This is a genomic window from Pseudogulbenkiania sp. AW2-16 (genome assembly GCF_056824575.1).
Genome location: NZ_CP157668.1, coordinates 2,875,728 through 2,899,592 on the forward strand (window position 1 = coordinate 2,875,728; position 23,865 = coordinate 2,899,592).

Here is a 23,865-nt window from a genome sequence, read left to right on the forward strand (position 1 = left end):
CCTATTCGAAGCGTTTATTGGGGTCGAACAGCGCGTCGGAGATGTCTACACCGTGCGTTTTGAGGCGGTCGATGAATTTGGGTCGAACGCCTGTTGCGCAGAAGTACCCTTGCACTGCGCCATCCATGCCGATGCCGGTCTGAACATAATGGAACAGCTCCTGCATGGTGATGACGTCGCCCTCGGTGCCGGTGATTTCCTGAATGCTGATCACTTTGCGTTTACCGTCCGTCAGGCGGGCGATCTGGATGATGACGCTGATGGCGGAGCTGATCTGTTGGCGGATGACCTTGGGCGGCAGATTCATCCCGGACATGCCGACCATGTTCTCCAGGCGGGTAATGGCATCGCGAGGCGTGTTGGCGTGAATAGTCGCCATGGAACCTTCGTGCCCGGTATTCATGGCCTGGAGCATATCCAGTGCTTCCGCCCCGCGCACCTCGCCAAGGATGATGCGGTCCGGCCGCATGCGCAGGCTGTTGCGTACCAGGGCACGCTGGGGTACTTCGCCTCGCCCTTCGATATTGGGTGGGCGAGTTTCCAGTCGGATTATGTGCGGCTGCTGCAGTTGAAGTTCTGCGGCGTCTTCAATCGTGATGATGCGCTCAACTTCTGGAATGAAGCCGGAAAGAATATTGAGCATGGTGGTCTTGCCGCTGCCCGTCCCGCCCGAAATCAGCATGTTCATCTTGGCCTTGGCCAACCCCTTCAGCACCGTGGCCATGTCCGGGGTCAAACTCTTGTATTCAATGATGTCGTCCATGCGAAGGGGCACGGCGGCAAAGCGGCGGATCGACATGATCGGGCCATCGATGGCCAGAGGCGGGATGATGGCGTTGACCCGCGAGCCATCCGGGAGGCGAGCGTCGACCATCGGGCTGGATTCGTCGACACGTCGGCCGATGCGCGACACGATCTTGTCGATGATCTTCATGAGGTGGGCGTCGTCATTGAAGCGGATGTCGGTCAGCTCCAGCTTGCCGCGCCGTTCGATATAGATTTGCTGGTAGGTGTTGACCAGAATATCGGAAATGGTGGGGTCGGCGAGCAAGGGTTCCAGGGGGCCCAGGCCGAGCATTTCATGCTGGATGTCCCGGACCAGATTGCGCCGCTCCGTCTCGTTGAGTGCGGTGTTTTCTTCACTCAACAAACGCTCTACCAGGATTTTGAGTTCGTCCTTCAAACGGTCAGGGGTCAGGCTTTCCATGACGGTCAGGTCCACCCGGTCCAGCAGCTTTTGGTGGATGCGCGCCTTCAGGTCATGGTAGGTCTCATAGCCCAGGGCTGATGCCGATTTGACGATGTTTTGCAGCGCTTCTGGTGGGGTGTGCAGCGATTCGAGCCGGTCTCGCAAGGACATGATGATTACCCCTCTACATGTGATCAGGCGACAGGGAGAAAAGCATAAATCCAGTCAGCTGATGCGGTGGTTGCAGTGAAAATGCCATGCTCGTTAGCAGATATCGGCCCGTGCCGGGCCTATCATTCCCGGGTGGATGAAATGGGCCTGGTGGTCATACTAGGGTCGGCTATTACCTTTTGTGAGGCTTCGCCACCCTTGAAGTGATTCAATAAATTGCCCCACCACGATTCTCCGGAGCTTGCTTCGGAGACCAGCGATTTGCTGAGCTCCTGAATGGTTCGTGTTACCGGGTTGTTGGGAGATAGTTTCGCGATGGGAATGCCCTGGTTAACCGAGGCGGCAACTGCCCGAAAACTATTGGGTATGGTTTTGAATACCGGCAGACCCAGCGTTTTTTCAACATCCTCGAGATTGATCTCTCCCCCTTTTTCGTAGCGATTGACCAGTAACTTGATCTTGTCGCGCGAGTACCCCAGAGAGCGCAGTACGTCGAGCAGGCGACGCGCATCGCGCACGAAGGGCAGGGTGATTTGCAGGACGGGGAAGACGATGTCGGCGTGATCCAGTGCCTTGATACTGACCGGGTCCAACGCTCGACCGATATCGAGAATGATCACGTCGTAGTGGTTTCGTGCCAGGTTGACCAAGGTGTCGATATGGGCCGGAGTCACTTCCATGGCCTGCACCGGGTCGTCAGGTGCGGCCAGAATACCCAGATTGGGCAACACCGTTATCAGGCTCGATGCCAGAAACGAGGCATCCATGCGGTGTATTTGACGAGCCACTTCGGCCAAGTTTACGGAAGGCTTGTGGTCGGTGACGAAAAGCGCGGCATCGCCAAACTGCAGGTTGAGATCGATCAGGATGACATTCTTGTCTTCTTGTGTTGCCAGGTTGTAAGCCAGATTGGTCGAAAGAAACGTGGAACCGCTGCCGCCTTTGCACGGGATGAAGGCGAATACCTTGCCTTTGGGGCGTGCCGAGTTTTGGAGCATACGTTTTTCCTCGACACGTGATATGGCGAGGTTCAAGGCTTCACGGTTTGCGGGGGAGGGGAGTACTTCCCGAACGCCAGCCCGCATCGCGCTCAGCAGAGTTTCGGATGCCTGGATGTTGGATAGCAGAATGACGGTAATGTCGGGGTGGCGCAGGTTCAAGCGTGACAAAGCCGAAAAGTCCGTCAAATCTTGCTCATCGCATTCGAAGATCAAAATGTCGGGATGGAACTGATCGGCAACCGGCGCCAGCATTTCCATTCCACCAGGAAATACCTTGACGTCACGGTTGATGTCTACCTCGGTAAAACGGCGCATTTCATCGAGATGCTTGGTATTCAGGGAGACAATCGATATTTTCATGGTAACCCCCATCTAGTTATTGCTATCGTGACGTCCGGCTTGCTGCGTTATGTAATCGAGCAATCGGGATTTTGATCGGCACCAGTACCGTTGCTCAGGCTTTCCCTTGTCAGAGTGGTACTGAATGCCGGAATCCGCCATGAAGTACCGATATAAAGGAAGTTGTAATGAAAGGCCGGCGCGTTGGGAGATATGGAAACTGTCACGCTTTCACAGTCTGCCGATCCAGTGCAGGTGCTGGGTGAATAGCTGACACTGATATCCCCTGTCGCGACAATGGGAAGAATTTTCCGCATGGCATTTTTGACTCCTGTGGCATTCATGTCGCACACCACGGCAAGCCGGGCTCCCCGGCGAGTGGCTTCCACGGCGGAATTCCAAGTGAACAGTAGGCGGCCAAATTCCATGATTCCCAATAGCAGGGCGAAAAGAATCATGGCGATCAATGCAAACTCCACTGCTGCAACTCCGCTTTGATGCTTTTTGGTTGATGCACACAACCATGATTTGGCCGTTTTCATAGGTTTGCCTTCATCGTGGTATGAATGTCCCCAAAGGTGATCGTCGATAAACCCGATGTGACAAAAGGTACCAAGGAAGTAAATTGATAGTTGCTGACCGTGACTGAAACCAGATTCACGACTGGATCGCTGCCTTGTGCATTATGGTTGGCACACCGTGGCCAGTCGCAGATCGTGATGGTTGCTGTTGCCAAGCCGGGAGCCAAAAGTGGGCCGGTATAGCTAGGGTCGGCAAGGCAGGCACTGTAATTACCGTACTTGACGAGACATGTAGCCTCGGCGTCCTTTGTCCCCGGTTGCTGCGCGGATAGATAGCGGGCCGCATCCCGTGTCGCCTTGACCACGGTGTTGTATTGGTAGAAAGCACGGCCAAATTCGGTAATGCCGAATACGATAAAGATCAATGGCATCAACAAGAACGCCATTTCCACCGCGGCAACACCTGCTTGTCTGGAGTAGCGTCGCATCTCCGCCTCCTACCGTACGAGCGCTGGGACTTTGGGGCCGATACCGCCCCCCGCACCAGGCAAGCCCAGGGTGGCGCACGGATTTCCCGGTACATCAGCTTGGCCACGGTATTCGATATAGGTATCCGATCCGGGGGCCTGCATCGGTTGCAGCAGCAGCGCACAGGCGAATTTCTGGATGGGAACTGTCTGAGACCCCGTCCACCCTCCACAATTGACGATAGGCATCAGGACCATACGTCGGTCTGCTCCGTTATCCCTCAACTGGGTGGATGTGGCACTGCTCCCACTGCCAGTCAGACTCAGACCGGCGGCAGCGTCGCCTTGGTAAACGGTATGGGCTGTGCGAGAGTCTTGAAAATTTGGGCGAGTGCCATCAGTACCGTCATAAGCGTTGTACTGACTTGGCCAGGAAATGGCTGTGTAGGCATAGCCAGTGAAGTCGGGAGGCGCATTGCTTACGTTGTAACTCCCCTGATACAGCCCGAAGCGGGTATTCCATGCGTTGGCAATGGATTGCTGCATCCCGGTCTGCCCAACAGGATTTGTAACATTCAGATTGCACTGGCCGGCACCTGTTAACTGGCCAGACAGTTCGCTGGCCCCGCCTGAGGGAGGGCTGTAGTCAATGAGGTTGAAGCTACCGGTAAAACCACCTCCTGCACTAAATCGACTCCCATACCACTTTCCAATACAGAAGCCGTATTCATCTGAATTAAAGCCAAGCGGATTACCATTGATATCCGTACAAGCAGTTCCAGGGCTTGGCTGACTGCAAAGACCTACTGGGATTGCACAGTTGGTTTGGGAGGGAGAGAGGGCTGCGACCGCTTGGGCATTGACACTCTGGGCGCCGATGCCCATAACCTGCATGAACCAGGGCATGATGCCGGTGCGCGGCAGGGTGCACTTGGCGTACTTCATGTTGGCAATATTGATTGGTGCAACTGCGTTCTTGGTGTAGTACGTGCCGTTCAAGTGGTCGCTGAACGTGACATCCAGATTCGGCACTATCGTGACGTTATTGGCTTGAAAATCGACCTTGTTGCGTTGGCCTACTGTTATGCCCGCACTCTCGGCCCTGTTCAGCGACTCAGCATCCCCTTTGAGTTCAGCCGCCGCAGCGAGGGAGCAGGCATCGGAGGCATCGCTGAGTTCGGTCTTGGTGATGAATAACCGGCCAAGATCAGCCACTAGGCCCAGAAAACCAATCAGCACAACAATGCATAACCCGACGATGATGGCGGCCACACCCTTTTGATGTTGTCGGGTCGGCAGCTGGGCAAAGCGCTTCATGAAACCACCTCGCGCGTTTTGTCTATCTAATAAATAGCGTGCTATTTACTACCACCACTGCTTCCGCCCAGGACATCAATAGTGAGTATGTCCTTGGTAGAGGGGGAGTTTTGAACGAGTCGTAATAGCGACCCATAGCCTCTTGCCCCGCTTTACCGTCAATTCCGGCTACCGGATCCATGTTTTGCGATGCCTGAGGATTGATGGTCTGTTGGGCCTTGATCATGTCCACCGACTCGCCGAAATGACTGTCCAGATACGGGGTGGAGGAACAACCGGTCAGCAGCACAGCCAACACAGTCCCACTCATGGTGATCATCAGTTTGTAAGCTTGCATGGCGTGGCCTCCTTATTTCACTTCGAAGCCGCTGGTGGCTTGTGTTGATGCTTCGGGCTGGGGCGAGGCCTCGCTGGCCTTGCTTGCAGAGGGTTCGGGTTGTCTGCCTTCCATGCGGCCACCCAGGAAAAGTTCTGCCCGGTTCGGCGGGATATAGTTATCTGTTGGCAGCTTGTAATCAGGCGGCAACGGTTTCACCAGCCGCGGGGTGACGACAAAAACCAGTTCCGACTTGTCGGTCTGGAAGCTGGTGCTGCGGAACAGTGCGCCCAGAATCGGAATTTCGCCCAGGAACGGGAAGGCACTGATGTTGGTGGTGACATTGTTTTTGAGCAGGCCGCCGATGGCAAAACTCTGGCCATCATGCAGTTGTACGGTGGTGGCGGCGCGCCGAGTAGTGAAGGATGGCAGGATAGATTTTCCTGCTACACCGATGGCGGAGATGCCGACGCCCTCCGGGTTCAGCTCCGATACTTCAGGGGCGACTTTGAGATTGATGCGGCCACCGTCGAGCACGGTCGGTGTGAAGCGCAGTGCGACCCCGAATTCCTTTTCTTCCAGAGTGATGGTCGACCCGCCATTGTTTGTATTGTTCTGTGCCACCGGTATGAAGATCTTACCACCGGCGAGGAAGCTTCCCTCCTGGCCGCTGATCGCCATGAGGTTCGGTTCTGCCAGAACCTTCAGCAGGCCGTCATCATGCTGGGCATCGATTTGAAATGCTCGTGTCGCACTATCATTGATGCCGCTTAGCAAGGCTTTGCCCAGCGGATCATTGGCAAAAAGGCTATTCCAGGAGTAGGTCCAGCCCCCATGGTTCAGGATGCCTGCGATATTGACGCCGAGCTTGTCGAGCAATTTCTTGGAAATCTCGGCAATTTTGACTTCCAACAGCACTTGCTGTGGGGCATCGACCGATAGCATGTTGATGACTTTGGATTTGCCGGCGTAGGCTTCGGCCAACGTCATGGCTCTGTCGAGCTTGGCGGTATCGGCCACCGTGCCCGTCAGTACCAACGAATCCGACGCTGCGCTGACCTTGACGTTATTGGCGCCGGGAGAGAGCAATTGGTTGAGCGATGCTTGCAGTGAGGCAGTGTCCGCGCCGACGGCTACGTCGACCAGGGTGCATTGGCCGTTACGCCCGAGCAGGATGATGTTGGTAGAACCGACGCTCTTGCCCAAGAGGTAGATTTCGCTGGGGCTCAGCAGAATCACATCCACGTCGGCCACACCGGATTTGGCACTTCCTCCTGCCGAGGACTTTCCCTTGTCTGCGTTGGCGTCGGTGCTTTCCTTGGGCTGAGCCGCTTGTGACCCTTCCGGGTTCCCCAGCAGGATGCGACTGATGGGCACCGGGGTTTTCAGCCTGAACGATTTGCCGACGGTGACATTGACCAGCGGCGCCGATTCGATCGCATTGCAAGGCGCCACGGTAGAAGGCGTGGCTGCCAGCCGTTTCGGCGTGGTTGTTGCGGCCTGGCTGTAGGAAGCCAGAAGAAGCATGCCGCAGGTGGCGAGGGCGTAAGCACAGGCATTGAGTCCAGGCAGCGCACCAACAGGATTCTTGTTCATTATGGTTCCCTCACGTAATGAGCGGTTTTATCTGGCGATCAGGCTAGAAACACTCACGGTGGCGTGATGTGCCACGTACAATTTCCACACAGGTCTGGGCCGCGGCGACGGTGGGGGCCGTGTGGGCTGGCTTGGTCGCTTTCTTGGCTACTTTGGCGTGCTTCTTGACGGGTTTGGCTTCGGCAGTGGCCTTGGGCGGTAGCGGTTCGTCATGGCCGCGCAGCAAGACCTGCTTGGTGATGCCCGCTGTCTGTACCGGCTTAGGATCGACCTGATTGCGCAGTACCAGCGAGAGGGTGCCCACACTGCGGGCCGAGGTCGAGCTTTTCGGCTTGCTCTGGCGTTACCTCGAGGGTTACCGCATTGACCACTTTGGGTTTGGTGTCGTCCCGGCTCGCTTCCTGGGCCACGGCGAGAACGAGGATGTGCTCCAGCACGATCTTGGAGATGCTGGCATCGCTGTTCTGGGCTTTTTTAGCGTCGTCGGTGGTGTTGACCAGGATGTCGACGTAGTTGCCGGGTAGGGCGAAGCCGGCGACGCCGACAACGTCGTTGACCCTGACCGTCATGGCGCGCTTGCCTTCCATGACGACGGCGGAAAGCCCGCCCTTGGTGCCGACCGGAGCCAGCTTCGATTCGAGGATGGCCTCGCCACGATTCACGCTGGTTTTCAACACCCGGCCGTCCAGTGCTTTCGGGTCGAGAATCGCCCCTTCCGGAATGCTGCCGCTTGGCCAGTCGACGGAGCGCAGCATCTCGGGGGACAGTTTGGAGCCGAGGTCGATGTCCATCGAGGCGACGACGACTTTTTGCGCCGCCACGTTGGTCTGCTTGTTGATCCACTGGGATGCCATCACCACGGCCACCAGGCCGATGATGACGGACACCACGATCATTCCGATTGCTCTTGGGTTTTTCACTGGCATCTCCCCGTGCGTGATGTGAGGCTCGAATCCGGGTCAGTCAACCAACCTAGCCTCGGGTGTAGTAGTTTTCCCATGCCCATGACAACATCTTTTCCGACAGTTCCGGTTCCACGCCCTGATAGAAGGCAAAGTCGCGCACCTGCTCGAGCAGATCGCGCGGGATGCAGGCGAGGAGGGGTTTGTCGTGCTTGGCATGCAACTGATCGATGACGAAGCGCAGCCCCGTTTCGCTGAACGGAATATTCATCCGGTTGCAGTTTTGCTCGAAGATGGAGCGATATTCGTTTTCATGGAGTTCCCCGATATAAATCTTGTAGCCGAGGCGCCGCAGGAAGGCTTCGTCGGCCAACTGGCTGGGCGGAATGTTGCTGGAGAAGATCACGATGACGTCGAACGGCACCATGAACTTGGTACCGGTATGCAGCGCGAGGTAGTCGACCTTGCGGTCCAGCGGGACAATCCAGCGGTTCATCAGGGTTTGAGGCGAGACCAACTGGCGTCCCAGGTCATCGATGATCAGCAGGCCATTGTTGGCCTTGACCTGGGGCGGTGCCTGATAGAAGCGCGTGTTCTGGTCGAATTCCAGATCCAGCATCGACAGGGTCAGCTCGCCGCCGGTAATCACCACCGGTCGCTGGCAGAGCACCCAGCGCGGGTCGTGCCGCACGCCCCGGTCGAGCGAGCCCGCGGTGCCGGTATTGCTCACCGGCTTGTGCACCAGCGGGTCGAAGATCTGGACGACTTCTCCGTTGATCTCCACCGCATGCGGGATGGCCGTGTAGCCGGTAAGCAGCGTGGCCAGGTGCTCGGAGACGTAGGTTTTGCCGCTGCCGGCCGGGCCGTAGACGAAGATGGCCCGGCCCGAATTCATGGCGGCGCCGAACTGGTCCAGTGTGCTCTGCCGCAGTACGAATCCTTCGAACCCTTCGGCGACCAACTCCTTGGTGATCTTCATGCCGCTGACAGACTGCTTGTGCACCATGTCGATGTACGAAACCAGGCTCACCGGGGCCGGGCCGGCGTAATGGCTTTTCTGGAGGAAGGTTTGCGCCCGGCTTCGGCCAACGTCGGTCAAGTTGAAGGCGATGGTGGCTTCGGTGTCGCTGCGCCCGGACACTTCGCAAAGCTGCTCGGTGCGCATGAAGGCAAGCAGCGGTTCGAGCACGGAAATGGACAGCTTGGTGTGGTTAACCAGTTCGACCAGTCGCATCTGCCCGTGGAAGAACAGGGTCTTGCAGAGCAGTTCCACCAGGAAGAGAAAATCCAGTTCGGTTTCTTTGACGGATTGCGGCGCTTTGGGCAATAACTCTTGGGATGAGCCGCTATTGTGCGACTCCAGACCATCCGGATTGAACATCGTCGTTCCTTCCCCGATTATTTGGCACAATCCATAACCTCATGTTGAGAACGTGGATCTTGCCAAATCAAAACTTCAGCTTCATAGATAACCCGAAATGCATGTGACTTGGCCCAAAAAAAGCCGCTTTGCGCCGCAAGCCCCTTGGTCAGTCGGATGAGTTATTGTTTTATTGTTGTTCGAGCTTTAATGCTGCGCTGGATTTTACAGTGAGTGCCAAACAAAATAACTTGCTGTCCCTAGCGTTATAGCCCAAGCGTAGGGCAGTGTTCCTATCGAATTGACAGGAAAATCATTGACCGGCATTTTCCCTGCGGCAACTTTGCTCATTCCAGCCAGAGTCAGGTATTTCACGTTGTCGATCAGCTGGTGAAGCGATTTCAGCTTCAAGGCAAATGCCAGGGACAATACCCCGCCAGCCACAAGCGTGAATAACACGATGCCGACGATATCCTGCATGCCGGTAAACGCACCCACCATGGCCATCAACTTTACATCGCCCGCCCCCATGGCGCGTAAAAGGTAGAGGGGCAGAAACAGCACGAACCCCAGCCCCATCCCTTTTGCCGCATCCAGCAAACCCCCTCCACCGAAAAAAAGCCCTTGGCAGAGAAACGCCACTGCTAATCCCCCTAGCACCAGTTTGTTGGGAATCTTCCTGGCGGCCGTATCAGTGATAACGGCGGCGAGGAGGAAGCCTGCAAGCAGGCCCAGCCTCGCCCCAAGCAAGATGCTTATCGTTATGGTTGATGGCATGATGAGCCGTGTGTTGTTACTGTGGCATGCGTTTTTTTAACTTATTTGATATTAAAGTGCAGCGTTTAGTGCCGTTGCGATGTTGTTAAACACAAGGCTCAGTTGGTTGCCGACGGCTTTAACCGAAGCAATGATCACTACCGCAATGAGTGCGGCAATCAAACCATATTCAATGGCGGTCACCCCCTCTTCGTCCTGGGTGAATTGTTTCAATGCATACGTCAGCTTTTTCATGGCCATACTCTCCATCATGAGTGATCCCAAAGCAGCAAGGTGCTGCCATTGTCATTGCGCCATACGTCATGACGCCTTGCTTCGTGGCATTCCAGGCTGAAGCATTGGATTGCCAGGTTTCCCTTGGGCCGCCTTCCGGCAGTCAATATTGTGAAGTTTCTGCTAAGCATACTTCGTTGCATTTGTTTTAAATGAGGGCATAAAAAAACCGTGTCTTACAGCTGCTGCTCAACCCGGATGGTATTATTTTCGCCGTTAAAAATAGTCTATTTGCATAAGTTGCTTTTTGGCGGCATTGCTTGGCTTGCTAATTGCGTAAAAGAGCCCTCCGTTAAACCCAATTTAGTACAACTTGTTTGCGATGCAAGATGAATCGCAAATTTTTATTCTCCATTTGCATTTCTTTTGACTTTCCACAAAACCCCGGTCCCATCTATCACGATTTGATAGATTGTCCGGTGCCTTTATGAATTAAGCTTTGGCCGGGAGGCGGTCTGGCTATAGGGCGCCGCCGATGGCATCCGCAATCTGTGTCGCCACATTCGCAAACAATGCTGCCAAGTTGGTTCCAAGCCCCAGTACAGACGACAGGATCACCACGGCGATCAAGGACCCCAATAATGCATATTCGATGCTGGTGACACCTTCTTTATCATTGAAGAGTGACGTCAGAATGCTTTTTAGTTTTGACATGGAGGCTTGGCTCATTGTTGAAAGCGCCTGTTTATGTGTTTGGTATAAATTACATTTGTTAATAATTCTTATTGAATTACTGGCGGGTTGCTTGAATGTTGTGTGGCCATGTATTCGGGTATGACATGCACTATGGTTTAGGCTGTTCTCAAATGGGTGTCAAGCTCTTGATAATGTTTTGTCATGCACTATAGTGCATCTCAAGGGTGAAACGGGTGCGATTGACAAATCAATTATAAAAATAACGGGGGGATTTAAAGAGATGGCTTACTTGAAAGGGTTTTTGACGCTGCCGATCGTTATTTTCATCGTCATGTTTATGGTGGTCGGGTTTTTCCCCAGATTTGAGGACCCAGATTTTTACTGGCATCTCAAAACGGGCGAGCTTATTGCTAGCTCTTCGCAATTGCCCTGGCATGATGTGTTCACTTATACCAATTTTGGGCATTCCTGGGTCAATTCCGAGTGGTTGTCTCAATGGCTGTTGTACCAGTTGTTCCGGCTGGGCGGCTTGAAAGCGGTGTGGTTGTTTACCACTTCCGTTTACGTGTCGTGCTGGGTCGTCAGCTACAAGACCTGTCTTGACGTCCTGAAGGATGAGGGCAAGGCGGCCCTGGCGATTCTGCTGTTCTGTGTGTTCATGGGATTGCTGGCCCCGCGGCCCCATATCTTTACTTTTTTATTGTTCGCCCTGTTGCTCAGGGTACTGTTCCGCTTCAAGTATTGCGCCTCTGACCGGGGGCTGGGGTGGATACCCCTCATCATGCTGCTGTGGGCCAACCTGCACGGCGGCTTCTTCCTCGGTCTGGTGTTGATGGCAGCGTTCACGGCGGCGGAATGGGCCAAGTATTGCTGGCGCGATGCGGCAGGCTGTATTGCCGTTTCACGGCTGACACGACTCTCCCTGGTTGTGCTGCTGGGGCTGCTTGCGACGGCAATCAACCCGCAAGGGTTCAGCTACTGGCTTTATCCTTACAATGCCATTGTGGCCTCGGGCGATATGCAATTCATTACCGAATGGCAGTCGCCCAGCTTTCACCAATGGCTGTTCCAGTACTTTTTGACCATGGTGTTCATTTTCTTCCTGACCATGGTCTATTCGCGCAGGAAGCCCGACCTGACCGAAGCCGGTGTGTCGTTGATTTACATCGCGGGCGCGTTCATCTCGGTGAGGAACTTGCCTTTAGCTGCACTCGCTATGGCCCCGCATTTTGCGCTGTTCTACCGGGATCTACCGGTATCTGAGGGTTTGCACAAACTTCGATTCCCGATCCAACGGGCAAGCGTTGCTCCACATCCCTTGGCCGCTAGGGCCGGAAAGGCCTGGGCTGCGGGAAACAGGCAGGTTGGTGGGGCGGAAGGAGTGATGAACCTGTTGCTCCTGATATTTGCCCTGCTGGCGATTGCCCTGATCTACCCTTCGCGGAAAAACCTTGCGGAAGAATCTCTGACTGAGCTGATGCCGGTGAAAGCCGTGGATTTCATCCTGGCCAACCACATCGAAGGGCGCATGTTCAATACCTACCACTACGGCGGCTACCTGATTTACCGGTTGTACCCGCAGCAGCGTGTGTTTATCTACGGCAGAACAGACATCTACCCCAAGGGCTTCGTGGATCGCTACCTGGCAACCTATCGGGGTGACAAGGATTGGAAAAAGCACTTTGCCAGCTACGGCATCGATTATGTCGTGTGCGACAGCTCGGCGCCGATCCGGCAGCTCATTCTGGCGGACGGAAGCTTCAAGTCCGTTTTTGATGATGGCAAGCATTCCGTCTTGCTCAGAAACGTTAGCAAGTATCAGACGCTCATTGCCCGATATGGCCAAAACAGTGGTCAGGGCTGAGGCGGATGCCGCAAAAGGGTCCAGTCAGGTTTGGGGGAGGGAGCGATGAATCTCAACTCGCAGTTTGTCCGGATGATGCGCTGCCCCAGTTCCGGGAGTGCGCTGGTATTCGACGGGCAGGGCCTGTCGAGTTGTGATGGCGCCAATTGCTACCGGGTCAATGCCTCCGGAATTCCCCTGTTTGCCGAAACCCTGTGCACCGAGGATGCCAAGCGGCAGCAGGCGCATTTCGAGAAGGTTCATGCGCAGTATCTCGAAAATCTCGGCTATCCCCATACACAGGAGTATATGGCCCATCTGGACGATGCCTTTCATCGGGTGGTCTCGGATGCCGAACTGGCGGTGACGGCAGAAATCTGTTGCGGCAGTGGCGAGGCGTTTCGCCTTTTGGGTCGGCGGGTCGGCAGCGGGGTCGGCGTCGATATCTCCGCCTCGATGCTGGCGGTGGCGCGACGGTATCTGGACGACGAGCGCTACTGCTTCATCCAGGGCGACGCCACCAACCTGCCGCTGAACGATGCCACCTTCGATAGCGTATTCATCATCGGCGGTATTCACCACGTCAACGACCGGGAGCGTCTGTTCGGTGAGATCTGCAGGGTGTTGAAACCAGGCGGGCGCTTCTACTGGCGCGAGCCGGTGAGTGATTTCTTCCTGTGGCGCTGGCTGCGCGCGCTGATCTACTGGCTGTCACCCGCACTCGATGAAAAGACCGAACGGCCTCTGCTTTATGAGGAAACGGCTCCAGTACTAACCCAGGCTGGCCTGGAACTGAAGCATTGGGAAACCCATGGGTTCTTGGGTTATTGCCTGCTGATGAACAGCGACGTGCTGGTCTTCAATCGCCTGTTTCGCTACCTGCCGGGTATTCGAGCGCTGACGCGACTGATGGCGAAACTGGATGGTTGGACGGTCAGGATTCCCGGGCTCCGGCATGCCGGGCTGATCGTGATCGGCATGGCGGAAAAGCCGAAGAGGGCACAGTCATGAAGATTCTTGCCTGTTATCTGGCGATGGTCTTGCTCACGGTTTCGGCCAACCTTTTCTTTAAATCCGGGGCGATGCGTGCGGAGGGCGGGCTGCTGGGCCTACTCAACATCAAGATCGTCCTGGGCTTTGTATGTTTCGGGCTGGCGGCGCTGTTGTACATCGTCGTGTTGCGGGTGCTGCCGCTGAACGTGGCGCAATCGTTGGCGGCAATGCAGTTCGTCGCGGTGATCATTGCTGCGCATCTGGTACTGGGTGAGCCGATTGGTGCCACCAGGCTGCTGGGGATCGGGTTGATCTTTTCCGGAATCGTGCTGGTCGGGCGGACCATCACCTGAGTTTGACGTCATCAACGTTGCGCCGTGCTTACCTTGAGCGAGAGGTGCTTATGATCTCGGTTATCGTGCCTGTATATAACGAGGCGGACAATCTCACCGCGCTATACGAGCAGGCAGTTTCAGTGCTCGAGAGATTGGGGCAGCCTTGGGAGCTGATCTTCATCAACGATGGCAGCACCGATGGCAGCCAAGACAAGCTCGAAGAGCTGGCGGCACGAAATGCGTCGGTCAAGGTGATCAAGTTCTGCCGCAATTTCGGCCAGACCGCGGCGATGATGGCGGGGGTCGATTATGCCGAAGGCCACGTCATCATTCCCATGGACGGCGACCTGCAGAACGATCCGCAGGACATCCCGCGCCTCTTGGAGAAACTGGAACAAGGCTTCGATGTTGTTTCCGGGTGGCGCCAGGATCGAAAAGACAACCCCTTCAACCGTACGCTTCCGAGCCGGGTCGCCAACGGGATCATTTCGTACGTATCCGGGGTGCACCTGCATGACTACGGTTGCTCGCTGAAGGCGTACCGCAAGGACATCATCAAAGGCATCCGCCTGTACGGCGAAATGCACCGTTTCATCCCGATCTATGCGAGCTGCCTCGGGGCGAGGATCGCGGAGATTCCGGTCCAGCACCATCCCCGTCAGAACGGGGTGTCCAAGTATGGCATCAGCCGGGTGGTGAAGGTCCTGCTCGACCTGCTGGTGGTGAAGTTCCTGGCAAAGTATTCCGGCAAACCCATGTATTTGTTCGGTTCGGTCGGCGTCGTGATTCTCGCCGTGAGCCTGCTGGTGGTGACCTGGGCGCTGTACCTCAAGTTTGTCGAAGGCGTCTCCCTGATTTCGACGCCCCTTCCGCTGCTGGGTGTGATGGCAGGTATCTCGGGCTTCATGTGCATTCTGATGGGGCTGTTGGCCGAAGTGTTGATCCGCACTTATTACGAGGCGCAGGGCAAGACCGTCTATCTGATTGGCAAGACCTGCAATATCAAGCCGCACGGTCTTCAGGGGTAAGCCGATGTGTGGCATCGCCGGGTTCGTGGGCAAGGGCGCATCCGAGGATCTGTCGCGGATGCTCCGACTGTTGAGTCATCGCGGGCCGGATGGGGCAGGAGCGTGGTGTGACCGGGGGCGGGGGGTGTATCTCGGCCATACGCGGCTTGCCATTGTCGATCTCGCCGATGGCCGTCAACCGATGTGGACCGAGGACGGCTGCCTGGGGGTGGTGTTCAACGGTGAAATCTACAATCACTGCGAATTGCGTGCCGAACTGGAGCGGGCAGGGCACGTCTTCACCACCGACCATTCCGATACCGAGGTGCTGCTGCACGGCTACCGCGAGTGGGGAGAGGCGCTGACGCACAAGCTCAACGGCATGTGGGCGTTTGTCCTTTACGATCAGGCCCGGCAGCGGCTGTTTTGCAGCCGTGACCGTTTCGGCAAGAAGCCGTTCTACTATACGTTTCAGCAGGGCACCCTGGTCTTTGCGTCCGAGCTGACCGCCCTGCTGACGCATCCGCATGTCACCGCCACGGTGTCGACCCGAGCCATCCAGAAATACATCGGCTATGGCTACATTCCGGCTCCGCACACACCCTACGAAGGCATTTTCAAGCTGCCGGCGGGGAGCTCGCTCTCCTTTGCGCTGCAGGAGCGGGTGGTCAAAGTGGAGCGCTATTGGACCTTCGTTCTCGAGCCTACCGAAACGCGCCCTGCCGGATTTGAACGCCAGTGCCAAGAAGAGCTGACCGCATTACTGGACCAGGCCGTTGCCCGGCGCCTGGTGGCCGATGTGCCGGTGGGCGTGTTTCTCAGCGGCGGGGTCGACTCGTCGGCGGTGGCCGCGCTGGCGGCCCGCCGTCTCGAGCCGGGCCAGTTGCAGACGTTCAGTATCGGGTTCGACGAGAAGGGTTTTGACGAGTCGGGCTATGCGCGCCAGATGGCGGAACACATCGAGGCGCAGCATCATGAGCAGATCTTGCGGTGCGAGGCCGCCAGGGCGTTGTTGCCCGAGGTGGTGAGGCGGCTGGATGAGCCGACGGGCGACAGTTCTCTGCTGCCGACTTATTTATTGTGCCGCTTTGCCCGCGAGCGCGTGACGGTGGCGTTGGGCGGGGATGGTGCCGATGAGTTGTTCGGGGGCTACGCGCCGTTTCGGGCCCTGAAGTGGGCGGGGTATTACCAGAAGGCCGTGCCGAAGCCGGTACATCAGGTGATCCAATTACTGACAAGCCACCTGCCGGTGCTGGATGGCTACATGAGCCTCGACTTCAAGCTGAAGCGGGCCATCCGTGGAGTAGGCTATCCCTCCCGGCTGTGGAATCCGGTATGGATGTGCCCGCTCGACGAGCAGGAGTTCGCCGAGCTGTTCCAGCAGCCGGTCGACCTTGACGAGGTGTTCTCCGAGGCGATCGACGCCTGGGAACGCTGCTCGCAAACCGATCCGGTCGATCGGACCCTGCAGTTTTTCACCGATATCTATCTGCAGGACGACATCCTGGCGAAAACCGATCGCGCCAGCATGATGAACTCGCTGGAGCTGCGCTCGCCGTTTCTGGATATCGACGTCGTCAACCTGGCACGGACCATTCCGTCCGAGTACAAGATCCGGCACGGCGAAACCAAGTACATCCTGAAGAAAGCGATGGAGCCTTTCTTGCCGAGGGACACCCTGCGTCGGCCGAAACAGGGCTTCGCGGCACCGGTCGCCCAGTGGCTGAGAGGCAGGAGTCTGTTCTCCGAAAAATCCGGCCTGTCCTGTCTCAACAACGACTTTATCGATGCGGCCTTTGCCGATCACGCGTGCTATCGAAAAAACCATCATTCCTTTCTTTGGAGCCAGTGGGTGTTGGGCATGGTGGTGCCGCCGCGTGCCGACGGGGCGTTGATGTAGTGCGGGTGTGCATGAATCTCTCTGGCGTGGCGAGTCACGCCCCGAAGAGGGGCGGCAGGGGGGATACGGTTCTCCCGCCAGAGCTTGTTTGACGAACGGAAGGGGTTGGTCATGGACACGTTGACGGGCCTGCTGTATTCAAAGCGCTTCAATCTGTATGTCGGGGCGGCTTTTTCACTGGTCTGGTGGCTATTTTCTTACGCCCATCTGACCCGGTTTCAGCAGGCCCATGACGTTGCTCTGATGGTGTTGGTCTTGTCAGAAACGCTGACGGCGGTGCTTTTTTCGTGCGCAGCAGCCCCAAGACCATCTCCCTCGCCCCGGCTGACTGGCTGATCGGCGTGGCCGGCAGTTTTCTGCCGATGCTGTTTCGGCCCGCGCCGTGGGGTGTCATGCCAGCGGCGAGCGTGCTGGTGTTGGCCGGGACGGTATTGCAGGTCGTCGGCTTGCTGTCGTTGAACCGTAGCTTTGCCATCGTCGCGGCAAAACGGGAGCTCAAGACGGCCTGGATGTACCGAATCGTGCGTCATCCGATCTATGCCAGCTACTTTCTGGTTTTTGCCGGCTATGTGCTGCAAAACACGTCGCTGACCAATGTGCTGATCTATGCCCTGTTGCTGGTGTTGCTGTTTACCCGCATCGTCCGTGAGGAGCGCCATCTGGCGCTCGACCCGGCATATCGGGACTATATGCAGACGGTACGCTACCGCCTGATCCCCTTCGTGTACTAGAAGATAGGCTTCGGCCAACGTTGTACGTTCTGTGATCGTGTGCGAGCCGACAAAAAAACGCCATGAGAGAGGCTCATGGCGTTTTGCTTGAACCGCCTGTCGGCGGGTGGGATACACCTCACTAGGAGGCGGCGTCCGCCTTGGGCGGTGCTTCTCCCGTGGCGGCCGAGTGTTCGAGCCAGCCGCCGCCCAGCGCCTTGTACAGGGTCACCTGGTTGGTCAGCCGCGCGAGCCGGGCCTGGATCAGGCCTTGCTGTGCGCTGTAGAGCGAGCGCTGGGCATCGAGCAGTGTCAGTGCGCTGTCCACACCATTGCGGTAGCGCAGCTCGGCCAGCTGGTAGCGTTGGGTTTCCGACTTCACCAACGCCTCTTGCGCCGCGATCTGCTGCTCCAGCATGGCCCGCGCGGTCAGCGCGTCGGACACTTCGCGGAACGCCGATTGCACCGACTTTTCGTACTGCGCCACCGCGATCTTCTTGCTGGTGGTGGAGACGTCCAGCCCGGCCGCGTTCTTCCCCCAGTCGAAGATGGGCAGGTTGATCTGCGGAATGAAGCTCCAGGCGAGCTGTCCCCCCTTGAACAGATTGCTGAGCTCGCTGCTCGCGGTGCCGTAGCTGCCGGTGAGCGAGATGCTCGGGAAGAATGCCGCGCGCGCCGCGCCGATATCGGCATTCGCCGCCTTCAGCTGGTGCTCGGCCTGGGCGATGTCCGGGCGCCGTTCCAGCAAGTCGGACGGCAGACCGGCCGGCAGATCCGCCAGCAGGCCCTGGGCATCGAACGCATTGCCTTGCGGCAGATCGGCCGGCAACGGCTGGCCCACCAGCAGCACCAGCGCATTCTCGGCCTGGGCGCGTTGCTGCATCAGGCTCGCCAGATTGCTCTTGGCGGTTTGCACCTGGCTGTCGGCGGTGCTCAGGTCGAGGGCGGTGACGGTGCCGACGTCGAAGCGCTTCTTGGTCAGGTCATACGAGCTCTGCTGGGCGGTAAGGGTGTCGGTGACCACCTTCTGCTGCTCGTCCAGCGCACGCAGCGTCAGGTACTGGCTCGCCACTTCCGATACCAGCGAGATTTGCGCCGATTTCTGCGCCTCGCCGCTGGCGAAGTACTGTTCCAGCGCCTCGTTCTTCAGGCTCTGCACGCGCCCGAACAGATCGAGCTCGTACGCGGTGAAGCCGACGGAGGCGCTGTACTTGCCGCTCACGCCGGCGCGTCCGCTGCTCGACAGGTCGGCCGGCAGACGCTGGCGCGTGCCGCTGCCGGTGGCGTCGATCGCCGGGAACAGGTCGGCGCGCTGAATCTGGTACTGCGCGCGCGTCTTTTCGACATTCAGCATCGCCACCCGCAGGTCGCGGTTGTTGGCGAGGGCCAGCTCGATCAACTTTTGCAGTCGCGCATCGGCGAAGAACTCGCGCCAGCCGATGTCCGCGGCATTGCCCTTGGTCGCCTGGGTGGCGGTATCGCCGCCGTAGGCCGGTCCGCTCGGCCATTGCCCGGCCACCGGCGCCGCCGGACGCTGGTAGGTCGGGGCCAAAGAGCAGCCAGCGAGCAGCGTGGCGGCGAGCAGGGCAGGCAAGGTGTATTTAGTCATGGTGTTTTCCTTCCTGGTCCGCGTTACGCGTTTCAACCGTCACCGGCACCGTCGCAACCGCCGCGTCCTCGTCTTCCATATGGTGCGTGTAGAACTTGCGCTGACGCTCGCTGCCCTTGAAGCGGCTGCGTACGACCACGAAGAACACCGGCACGAAGAAGATGGCGAGGAACGTGGCCGACAGCATGCCGCCGATCACGCCGGTACCGATGGCGTGCTGGCTCGCCGAGCCCGCGCCATTGCTGATCGCCAGCGGCAGCACGCCCAGCACGAAGGCCATCGAGGTCATCAGGATCGGGCGCAGCCGTAGGTGAACCGCTTCCAGCGTCGCTTCGATCACGCTCTTGCCCTGTGCCTGCAGGTCCTTGGCGAATTCGATGATCAGAATCGCGTTCTTGGTCGACAGGCCGATCGTGGTCAGCAAGCCCACCTTGAAGAAGACGTCGTTGGGCAGGCCGCGTAGGTGTGCTGCCAGCAGCGCGCCAAACACGCCAAGCGGTACCACCAGCATGACCGAGAACGGGATCGACCAGCTTTCGTACAGCGCGGCAAGGCACAAGAACACCACCACCAGCGAGATCGCGAACAGGGCCGGCGCTTGCGAACCGGACAAGCGCTCTTCATAAGACTGGCCGGTCCATTCGATGCCGAAGCCCGCGGGCAGCTTGGCGACGATTTCCTCGACCGCCTGCATCGCCTCACCGGAGCTCTTGCCCGGCGCTGCGGTGCCGACGATTTCCATCGAGGGCACGCCGTTGTAGCGCTCCAGGCGCGGCGAGCCGTAGCTCCACTTGGCGCTGGCAAAGGCCGAGAACGGCACCATGGTCCCGGAAGCGTTACGCACGAACAGCTTCTCGATGTCCTGCGGCTGCATCCGGTACGGTGCATCGGCCTGCACGATCACCTGCTGCACACGGGTGCCGTTGGTGAAATCGTTGACGTAGGACGAACCGAAGTTGGTGCTCAGGGTGTTGTTGATGTCCGCCAGCGACAGGCCCAGCGAGCTGGCCTTTTCCTGATCGATGGTGACCTGGAACTGCGGCGCATCTTCCATGCCCTGCGGACGCACGCCCGCCAGGCGCGGGTCCTTGGCCGCCATGCCGAGCACCATGTTGCGCGCTTCCATCAGCTTGTCGTGGCCCTGGCCGTTACGGTCCTGCAGCATGAAGTCGAAACCGGTGGCGTTGCCCAGTTCCGGAATCGGCGGCGGGTTGAGCGGGTAGATGATCGAGTCCTTGATCTGCGAGAAGAAGCCGAAGGCCCGTCCGATCACGCCCTGCACGTGGTGCTCGCTGGCCTTACGCTCGTCCCAGTCCTTGAGAGGGGTGAACACCAGGCCGAGGTTCTGGCCGTTGCCGTTGAAGCCGAAGCCGGCCACCGCGATGGAGTGCGCGGTTTCCGGTTGCTTCAGGTAATACTGCTCTACCTTCTCCAGGATGCCGCGGGTGTTCTCCGCGGTAGCTCCGGTCGGCAACTGAACCATGGTGATCGAGTAGCCCTGGTCTTCTTCCGGCAGGAACGACGACGGCAGACGCGCGAACAGCAGCGCCACCACGCCGATGATCACGAAGTAGAGCAGCATGTAGCGGCCGGTCTTGTGGATGATCTTGGCGACCGCCCCCTGGTACTTGTTGGTGCTGGCCGCAAAGCTGCGGTTGAACCAGCCGAAGAAGCCGCTCTTGGCTTGGTGATGGCCGGCGTCGACCGGTTTCAGCAGGGTCGCGCACAGGGCCGGGGTCAGGGTCAGTGCCAACAGCACCGAGAACACCATCGACGCCACCAGCGACAGCGAGAACTGCCGGTAAATGGCCCCCACCGAACCGCCGAAGAACGCCATCGGGATGAACACCGCGGTCAGTACCAGCGAGATGCCGATCAGCGCGTTGGTGATCTGCTCCATCGCCTTGCGCGTTGCCTTGCGCGGCGGCAGGCCTTCCTCGCTCATGATGCGCTCGACGTTTTCCACCACGACGATGGCGTCATCCACCAGCATGCCGATCGCCAGCACCATGCCGAACATGGTCAGCACGTTGATCGAGAAGCCAAATGCGGCCATGGCGCCCAGCGTACCGGCCAGCGCCACCGGCACCACGATGGTCGGAATCAGCGTGGCACGGAAGTTCTGCAGGAACAGGTACATCACCAGGAAGACCAGCGCCACGGCTTCGATCAGCGTCTTCACCACCTCTTCGATCGAAATCTTGACGAATTTCGAGGTGTCGTACGGCACGTCGGCCTTTACCCCCGCAGGGAAGTACGGGGTCAATGCCTTGACCTTGTCACGTACTGCTTGTGCCGTGGCCAGTGCGTTGGCCGAAGGCGCGAGCTTGATGCCGACTGCCGCCGCTGGCTTGCCGTCGACGTAGGCCTTGGTGGTGAAGGTCTGCGCACCGAGCTCGATGCGAGCGACATCGCGCAGCAGCACACGCGAGCCATCCTTGTTGACGCGCAGCAGGATGTTGCCGAACTGCTCGGGGGTCGACAAACGGCTTTGCGCCCGAATCGTGGCGTTCAGCTGCTGGCCCTTGATGGCAGGCAGACCGCCCAGCTCACCGGCCGACACCTGCACGTTCTGTGCCTTGATGGCGGCGATGATGTCGGAGGTGGTCATCTTGAAGCTGTTGAGCTTGTCCGGGCTCACCCACACGCGCATCGCGTACTCCGAGCCGAACAGATTGGCCTCGCCGACGCCGGTCACTCGGCTCAGCTGGTCGAGCAGGCTGGACGAGATGTAGTTGCCGAGTCCCACGGCATCGACGCTGCCATCCGTCGACGACAGCGTGACGAACATCAGGTAATTGCGGGTCGCCTTGGCAACCTTCACCCCCTGCTGCTGTACCTCTGTCGGCAGGCGCGGCATCGCCAGTTGCAGCTTGTTCTGCACCTGGACCTGGGCGATGTCCGGGTTGGTGCCGGGCTGGAAGTAAAGCGTGATGGTGGCTTGGCCGGACGACTGGCTGTTGGACGACATGTACAGCAGGCCGTCAATGCCGTTCATCTGCTGTTCGATCACCGTCGTGACGGAGTTTTGCAGCGTTTCCGCCGAGGCACCGGCGTAGGTGGCACTCACCGATACCGATGGCGGCGCGATGCTGGGGTACTGTGCCACCGGCAGCTTGACCACCGACAGCCCCCCGATCAGCAAGATCAATAGGGCGATCACCCAGGCGAAGACCGGGCGATCGATAAAGAACTTAGGCATGTTGAGCGGTCTCCGTTATTGACCTTGGACGGTCGAGGCGGGGGCGGAAGAGGTCGCCGCAACCGGTTTCACCGGGGCGCCGGGGCGGATTTTCTGCAGGCCCTGCACGATGACCTTGTCGCCGGCCTTCAGGCCTTCGGTGACCACCCACTTGTCGCCGACCGCCGTTTCGGCTTTCACGGGTTGCGCCAGCACCTTGTTGTCGGCACCGACCAGCATCACCGAGGCGCTGCCGCCCTGGCCGCGCTGCAGCGCTTGTTGCGGAATGGTCAATGCCGCCTTGTCGACCGCCTGTGCCAGGCGCGCGCGGGCGTACATCCCAGGCAACAGCTCATGCTTCGGGTTCGGGAATTCGGCGCGTAGCGTGACCATGCCGGTACTCTGATCCACCGTGACATCCGAGAACAGCAACTTGCCGGTCAGGGGGTATTCTGTACCGTCGTCCAGGACCAGGCGGACTTTGGCCTGGCCCGGTGCCACGCTCTCCAGCTTGCCGCTGTCAAAAGCGCGGCGCAGGCGCAGCATGTCGGAACTCGACTGGGTGAAGTCGAGGTAGATCGGATCGAGTTGCTGCACGGTGGCGAGCAGGGTGGGCTCGTTCTGGCCTACCAGTGCGCCTTCCGTCACCTGGGCCTTGCCGATGCGGCCGGGGATCGGCGACGTCACAGAGGTATAACCCAGATTGAGCTTGGCGGTCTGCACCGCCGCCTTGCCGGCGGCCACGTCGGCCAGCCCCTGTTTCACGGCCGCGACCGCGTTGTCGTAATCCTGCTTGCTGACTGCATTGACCGCCACCAGCTCCTTGTAGCGGCCCTCTTGCAATTTGGCCTGGGCCAGCGTCGCTTCCGACTTGGCCAGCGACGCCTCGGCGCTCAGCAGGCTTGCCTGGAGGGGGGCCGGGTCGATACGGAACAGCAATTCACCCTGCTTGACGTCGCTGCCTTCGTGGAAAACCTGTTTCAGCACAATGCCGGCTGCACGTGCGCGTACTTCGGATACTCGATAAGGATTCAGTCGGCCCGGAAGCTCGGTCGACAGAGCCGAGGCTTTCCTGCTTGACGGTGACGACGCCGACTTCCTGTGGTTGACCCGCGCCGGGGGCGGCGTCTGCTGCTTCTCGCCGCAGCCGGTCAGGACGGCTACCGCCGCAAGGGTTGCGGCTGTGACCAGACGCAATGAGGAGTTTTTATTGATGCGCATGGAACGCTCCCGATACTCAAGTGGGTGATTGGGTATGGCTAAGTCGAAGACCCGAGAGAGACGGGCTATGGGAGACAGCCGGCCTGCTTCTCGTCTGGAAATGCAAATATCCTAATTATGCGATTTTCTGGTGATCCTTACATCTGGACGGCGCGTCAACCATGCGGGTGCAGCGGCGGGGAGGCCGCTCTGCCGTAGGGC

22 protein-coding genes are annotated in these 23,865 nt (G+C 58.4%); 7 read left to right on the plus strand and 15 right to left on the minus strand.

Going from position 1 to position 23,865, the window contains the following annotated elements; translation table 11 throughout:
- Position 1 precedes the first annotated feature (1 nt).
- From ABKF58_RS14065 to ABKF58_RS14120, 12 genes are all read right to left on the minus strand, one after another.
- Positions 2 to 1,360 (minus strand): TadA family conjugal transfer-associated ATPase, encoded by a 1,359-nt coding sequence (locus ABKF58_RS14065; RefSeq protein ID WP_482581383.1) that lies wholly within the window; start codon positions 1,358 to 1,360, stop codon positions 2 to 4.
- A 122-nt stretch (positions 1,361 to 1,482) separates the two neighbouring features.
- Positions 1,483 to 2,721, minus strand: a complete 1,239-nt coding sequence (locus ABKF58_RS14070) for a CpaE/TadZ family protein (protein ID WP_482581384.1) — start codon at positions 2,719 to 2,721, stop codon at positions 1,483 to 1,485.
- A 47-nt stretch (positions 2,722 to 2,768) separates the two neighbouring features.
- Complete coding sequence (locus ABKF58_RS14075; RefSeq protein WP_482581386.1) at positions 2,769 to 3,242, minus strand: TadE/TadG family type IV pilus assembly protein; 474 nt, start codon at positions 3,240 to 3,242, stop codon at positions 2,769 to 2,771.
- Entirely contained in the window at positions 3,239 to 3,709 is a 471-nt protein-coding gene (locus ABKF58_RS14080) for a TadE/TadG family type IV pilus assembly protein (RefSeq protein ID WP_008952846.1), read from the minus strand. The genes ABKF58_RS14075 and ABKF58_RS14080 overlap by 4 nt, the downstream gene beginning before the upstream one ends.
- Before the next feature lie 9 nt (positions 3,710 to 3,718).
- Positions 3,719 to 5,005 carry a TadE/TadG family type IV pilus assembly protein gene (locus tag ABKF58_RS14085; RefSeq protein ID WP_482581388.1) on the minus strand — a complete coding sequence of 429 codons (1,287 nt, stop codon included), beginning with the start codon at positions 5,003 to 5,005 and terminating at the stop codon, positions 3,719 to 3,721.
- Between the two features lie 22 nt (positions 5,006 to 5,027).
- On the minus strand, positions 5,028 to 5,342 hold the full coding sequence (locus ABKF58_RS14090) for a hypothetical protein (protein WP_482581389.1): 315 nt from the start codon (positions 5,340 to 5,342) through the stop codon (positions 5,028 to 5,030).
- Positions 5,343 to 5,354: 12 nt separating this feature from the next.
- A complete protein-coding gene (locus tag ABKF58_RS14095) occupies positions 5,355 to 6,917 on the minus strand; it encodes a type II and III secretion system protein family protein (protein ID WP_482581390.1) in 1,563 nt (520 codons plus the stop codon).
- Positions 6,918 to 7,177: 260 nt separating this feature from the next.
- Positions 7,178 to 7,813 carry a Flp pilus assembly protein CpaB gene (gene cpaB / locus ABKF58_RS14100; RefSeq protein ID WP_482581392.1) on the minus strand — a complete coding sequence of 212 codons (636 nt, stop codon included), beginning with the start codon at positions 7,811 to 7,813 and terminating at the stop codon, positions 7,178 to 7,180.
- A 76-nt stretch (positions 7,814 to 7,889) separates the two neighbouring features.
- A complete protein-coding gene (locus ABKF58_RS14105; RefSeq protein WP_482581393.1) occupies positions 7,890 to 9,200 on the minus strand; it encodes an ATP-binding protein in 1,311 nt (436 codons plus the stop codon).
- Positions 9,201 to 9,404: 204 nt separating this feature from the next.
- On the minus strand, positions 9,405 to 9,956 hold the full coding sequence (locus ABKF58_RS14110; RefSeq protein ID WP_482581395.1) for an A24 family peptidase: 552 nt from the start codon (positions 9,954 to 9,956) through the stop codon (positions 9,405 to 9,407).
- A 51-nt stretch (positions 9,957 to 10,007) separates the two neighbouring features.
- The gene (locus ABKF58_RS14115; protein ID WP_482581396.1) at positions 10,008 to 10,190 is read right to left on the minus strand and encodes a Flp family type IVb pilin; all 183 of its coding nucleotides are present in this window, start codon (positions 10,188 to 10,190) and stop codon (positions 10,008 to 10,010) included.
- Between the two features lie 498 nt (positions 10,191 to 10,688).
- A complete protein-coding gene (locus ABKF58_RS14120) occupies positions 10,689 to 10,898 on the minus strand; it encodes a Flp family type IVb pilin (protein WP_482581398.1) in 210 nt (69 codons plus the stop codon).
- Positions 10,899 to 11,145: 247 nt separating this feature from the next.
- On the opposite strand from ABKF58_RS14120, the gene ABKF58_RS14125 reads away from it, so the two are divergent.
- The 7 genes from ABKF58_RS14125 (at position 11,146) to ABKF58_RS14155 (ending at position 17,674) form a co-directional block, all read left to right on the plus strand.
- On the plus strand, positions 11,146 to 12,729 hold the full coding sequence (locus tag ABKF58_RS14125) for a hypothetical protein (RefSeq protein WP_482581399.1): 1,584 nt from the start codon (positions 11,146 to 11,148) through the stop codon (positions 12,727 to 12,729).
- A gap of 45 nt (positions 12,730 to 12,774) precedes the next feature.
- Positions 12,775 to 13,719, plus strand: a complete 945-nt coding sequence (locus tag ABKF58_RS14130) for a class I SAM-dependent methyltransferase (protein ID WP_482581400.1) — start codon at positions 12,775 to 12,777, stop codon at positions 13,717 to 13,719.
- On the plus strand, positions 13,716 to 14,054 hold the full coding sequence (locus ABKF58_RS14135) for an EamA family transporter (protein ID WP_008952835.1): 339 nt from the start codon (positions 13,716 to 13,718) through the stop codon (positions 14,052 to 14,054). The genes ABKF58_RS14130 and ABKF58_RS14135 overlap by 4 nt, the downstream gene beginning before the upstream one ends.
- 50 nt (positions 14,055 to 14,104) lie before the next feature.
- Positions 14,105 to 15,064, plus strand: a complete 960-nt coding sequence (locus tag ABKF58_RS14140; protein ID WP_008952834.1) for a glycosyltransferase family 2 protein — start codon at positions 14,105 to 14,107, stop codon at positions 15,062 to 15,064.
- A 4-nt stretch (positions 15,065 to 15,068) separates the two neighbouring features.
- The gene (gene asnB / locus ABKF58_RS14145; protein ID WP_482581402.1) at positions 15,069 to 16,943 is read left to right on the plus strand and encodes an asparagine synthase (glutamine-hydrolyzing); all 1,875 of its coding nucleotides are present in this window, start codon (positions 15,069 to 15,071) and stop codon (positions 16,941 to 16,943) included.
- A 111-nt stretch (positions 16,944 to 17,054) separates the two neighbouring features.
- Entirely contained in the window at positions 17,055 to 17,279 is a 225-nt protein-coding gene (locus ABKF58_RS14150) for a hypothetical protein (RefSeq protein WP_482581403.1), read from the plus strand.
- The gene (locus ABKF58_RS14155) at positions 17,231 to 17,674 is read left to right on the plus strand and encodes a methyltransferase family protein (RefSeq protein WP_482581405.1); all 444 of its coding nucleotides are present in this window, start codon (positions 17,231 to 17,233) and stop codon (positions 17,672 to 17,674) included. Before ABKF58_RS14150 ends, ABKF58_RS14155 begins: the two co-directional genes overlap by 49 nt.
- Positions 17,675 to 17,795: 121 nt before the next feature.
- On the opposite strand, the gene adeC is transcribed toward ABKF58_RS14155, so the two are convergent.
- The 3 genes from adeC to ABKF58_RS14170 are packed head-to-tail and all read right to left on the minus strand — an operon-like array spanning position 17,796 to position 23,664.
- Positions 17,796 to 19,262: an AdeC/AdeK/OprM family multidrug efflux complex outer membrane factor gene (adeC, locus tag ABKF58_RS14160; protein WP_482581407.1), complete on the minus strand. Its 1,467-nt coding sequence runs from the start codon at positions 19,260 to 19,262 to the stop codon at positions 17,796 to 17,798.
- Complete coding sequence (locus tag ABKF58_RS14165; protein ID WP_482581409.1) at positions 19,255 to 22,464, minus strand: efflux RND transporter permease subunit; 3,210 nt, start codon at positions 22,462 to 22,464, stop codon at positions 19,255 to 19,257. Before ABKF58_RS14165 ends, adeC begins: the two co-directional genes overlap by 8 nt.
- Positions 22,465 to 22,479: 15 nt before the next feature.
- A complete protein-coding gene (locus ABKF58_RS14170) occupies positions 22,480 to 23,664 on the minus strand; it encodes an efflux RND transporter periplasmic adaptor subunit (protein ID WP_482581410.1) in 1,185 nt (394 codons plus the stop codon).
- Positions 23,665 to 23,865 lie beyond the last annotated feature (201 nt).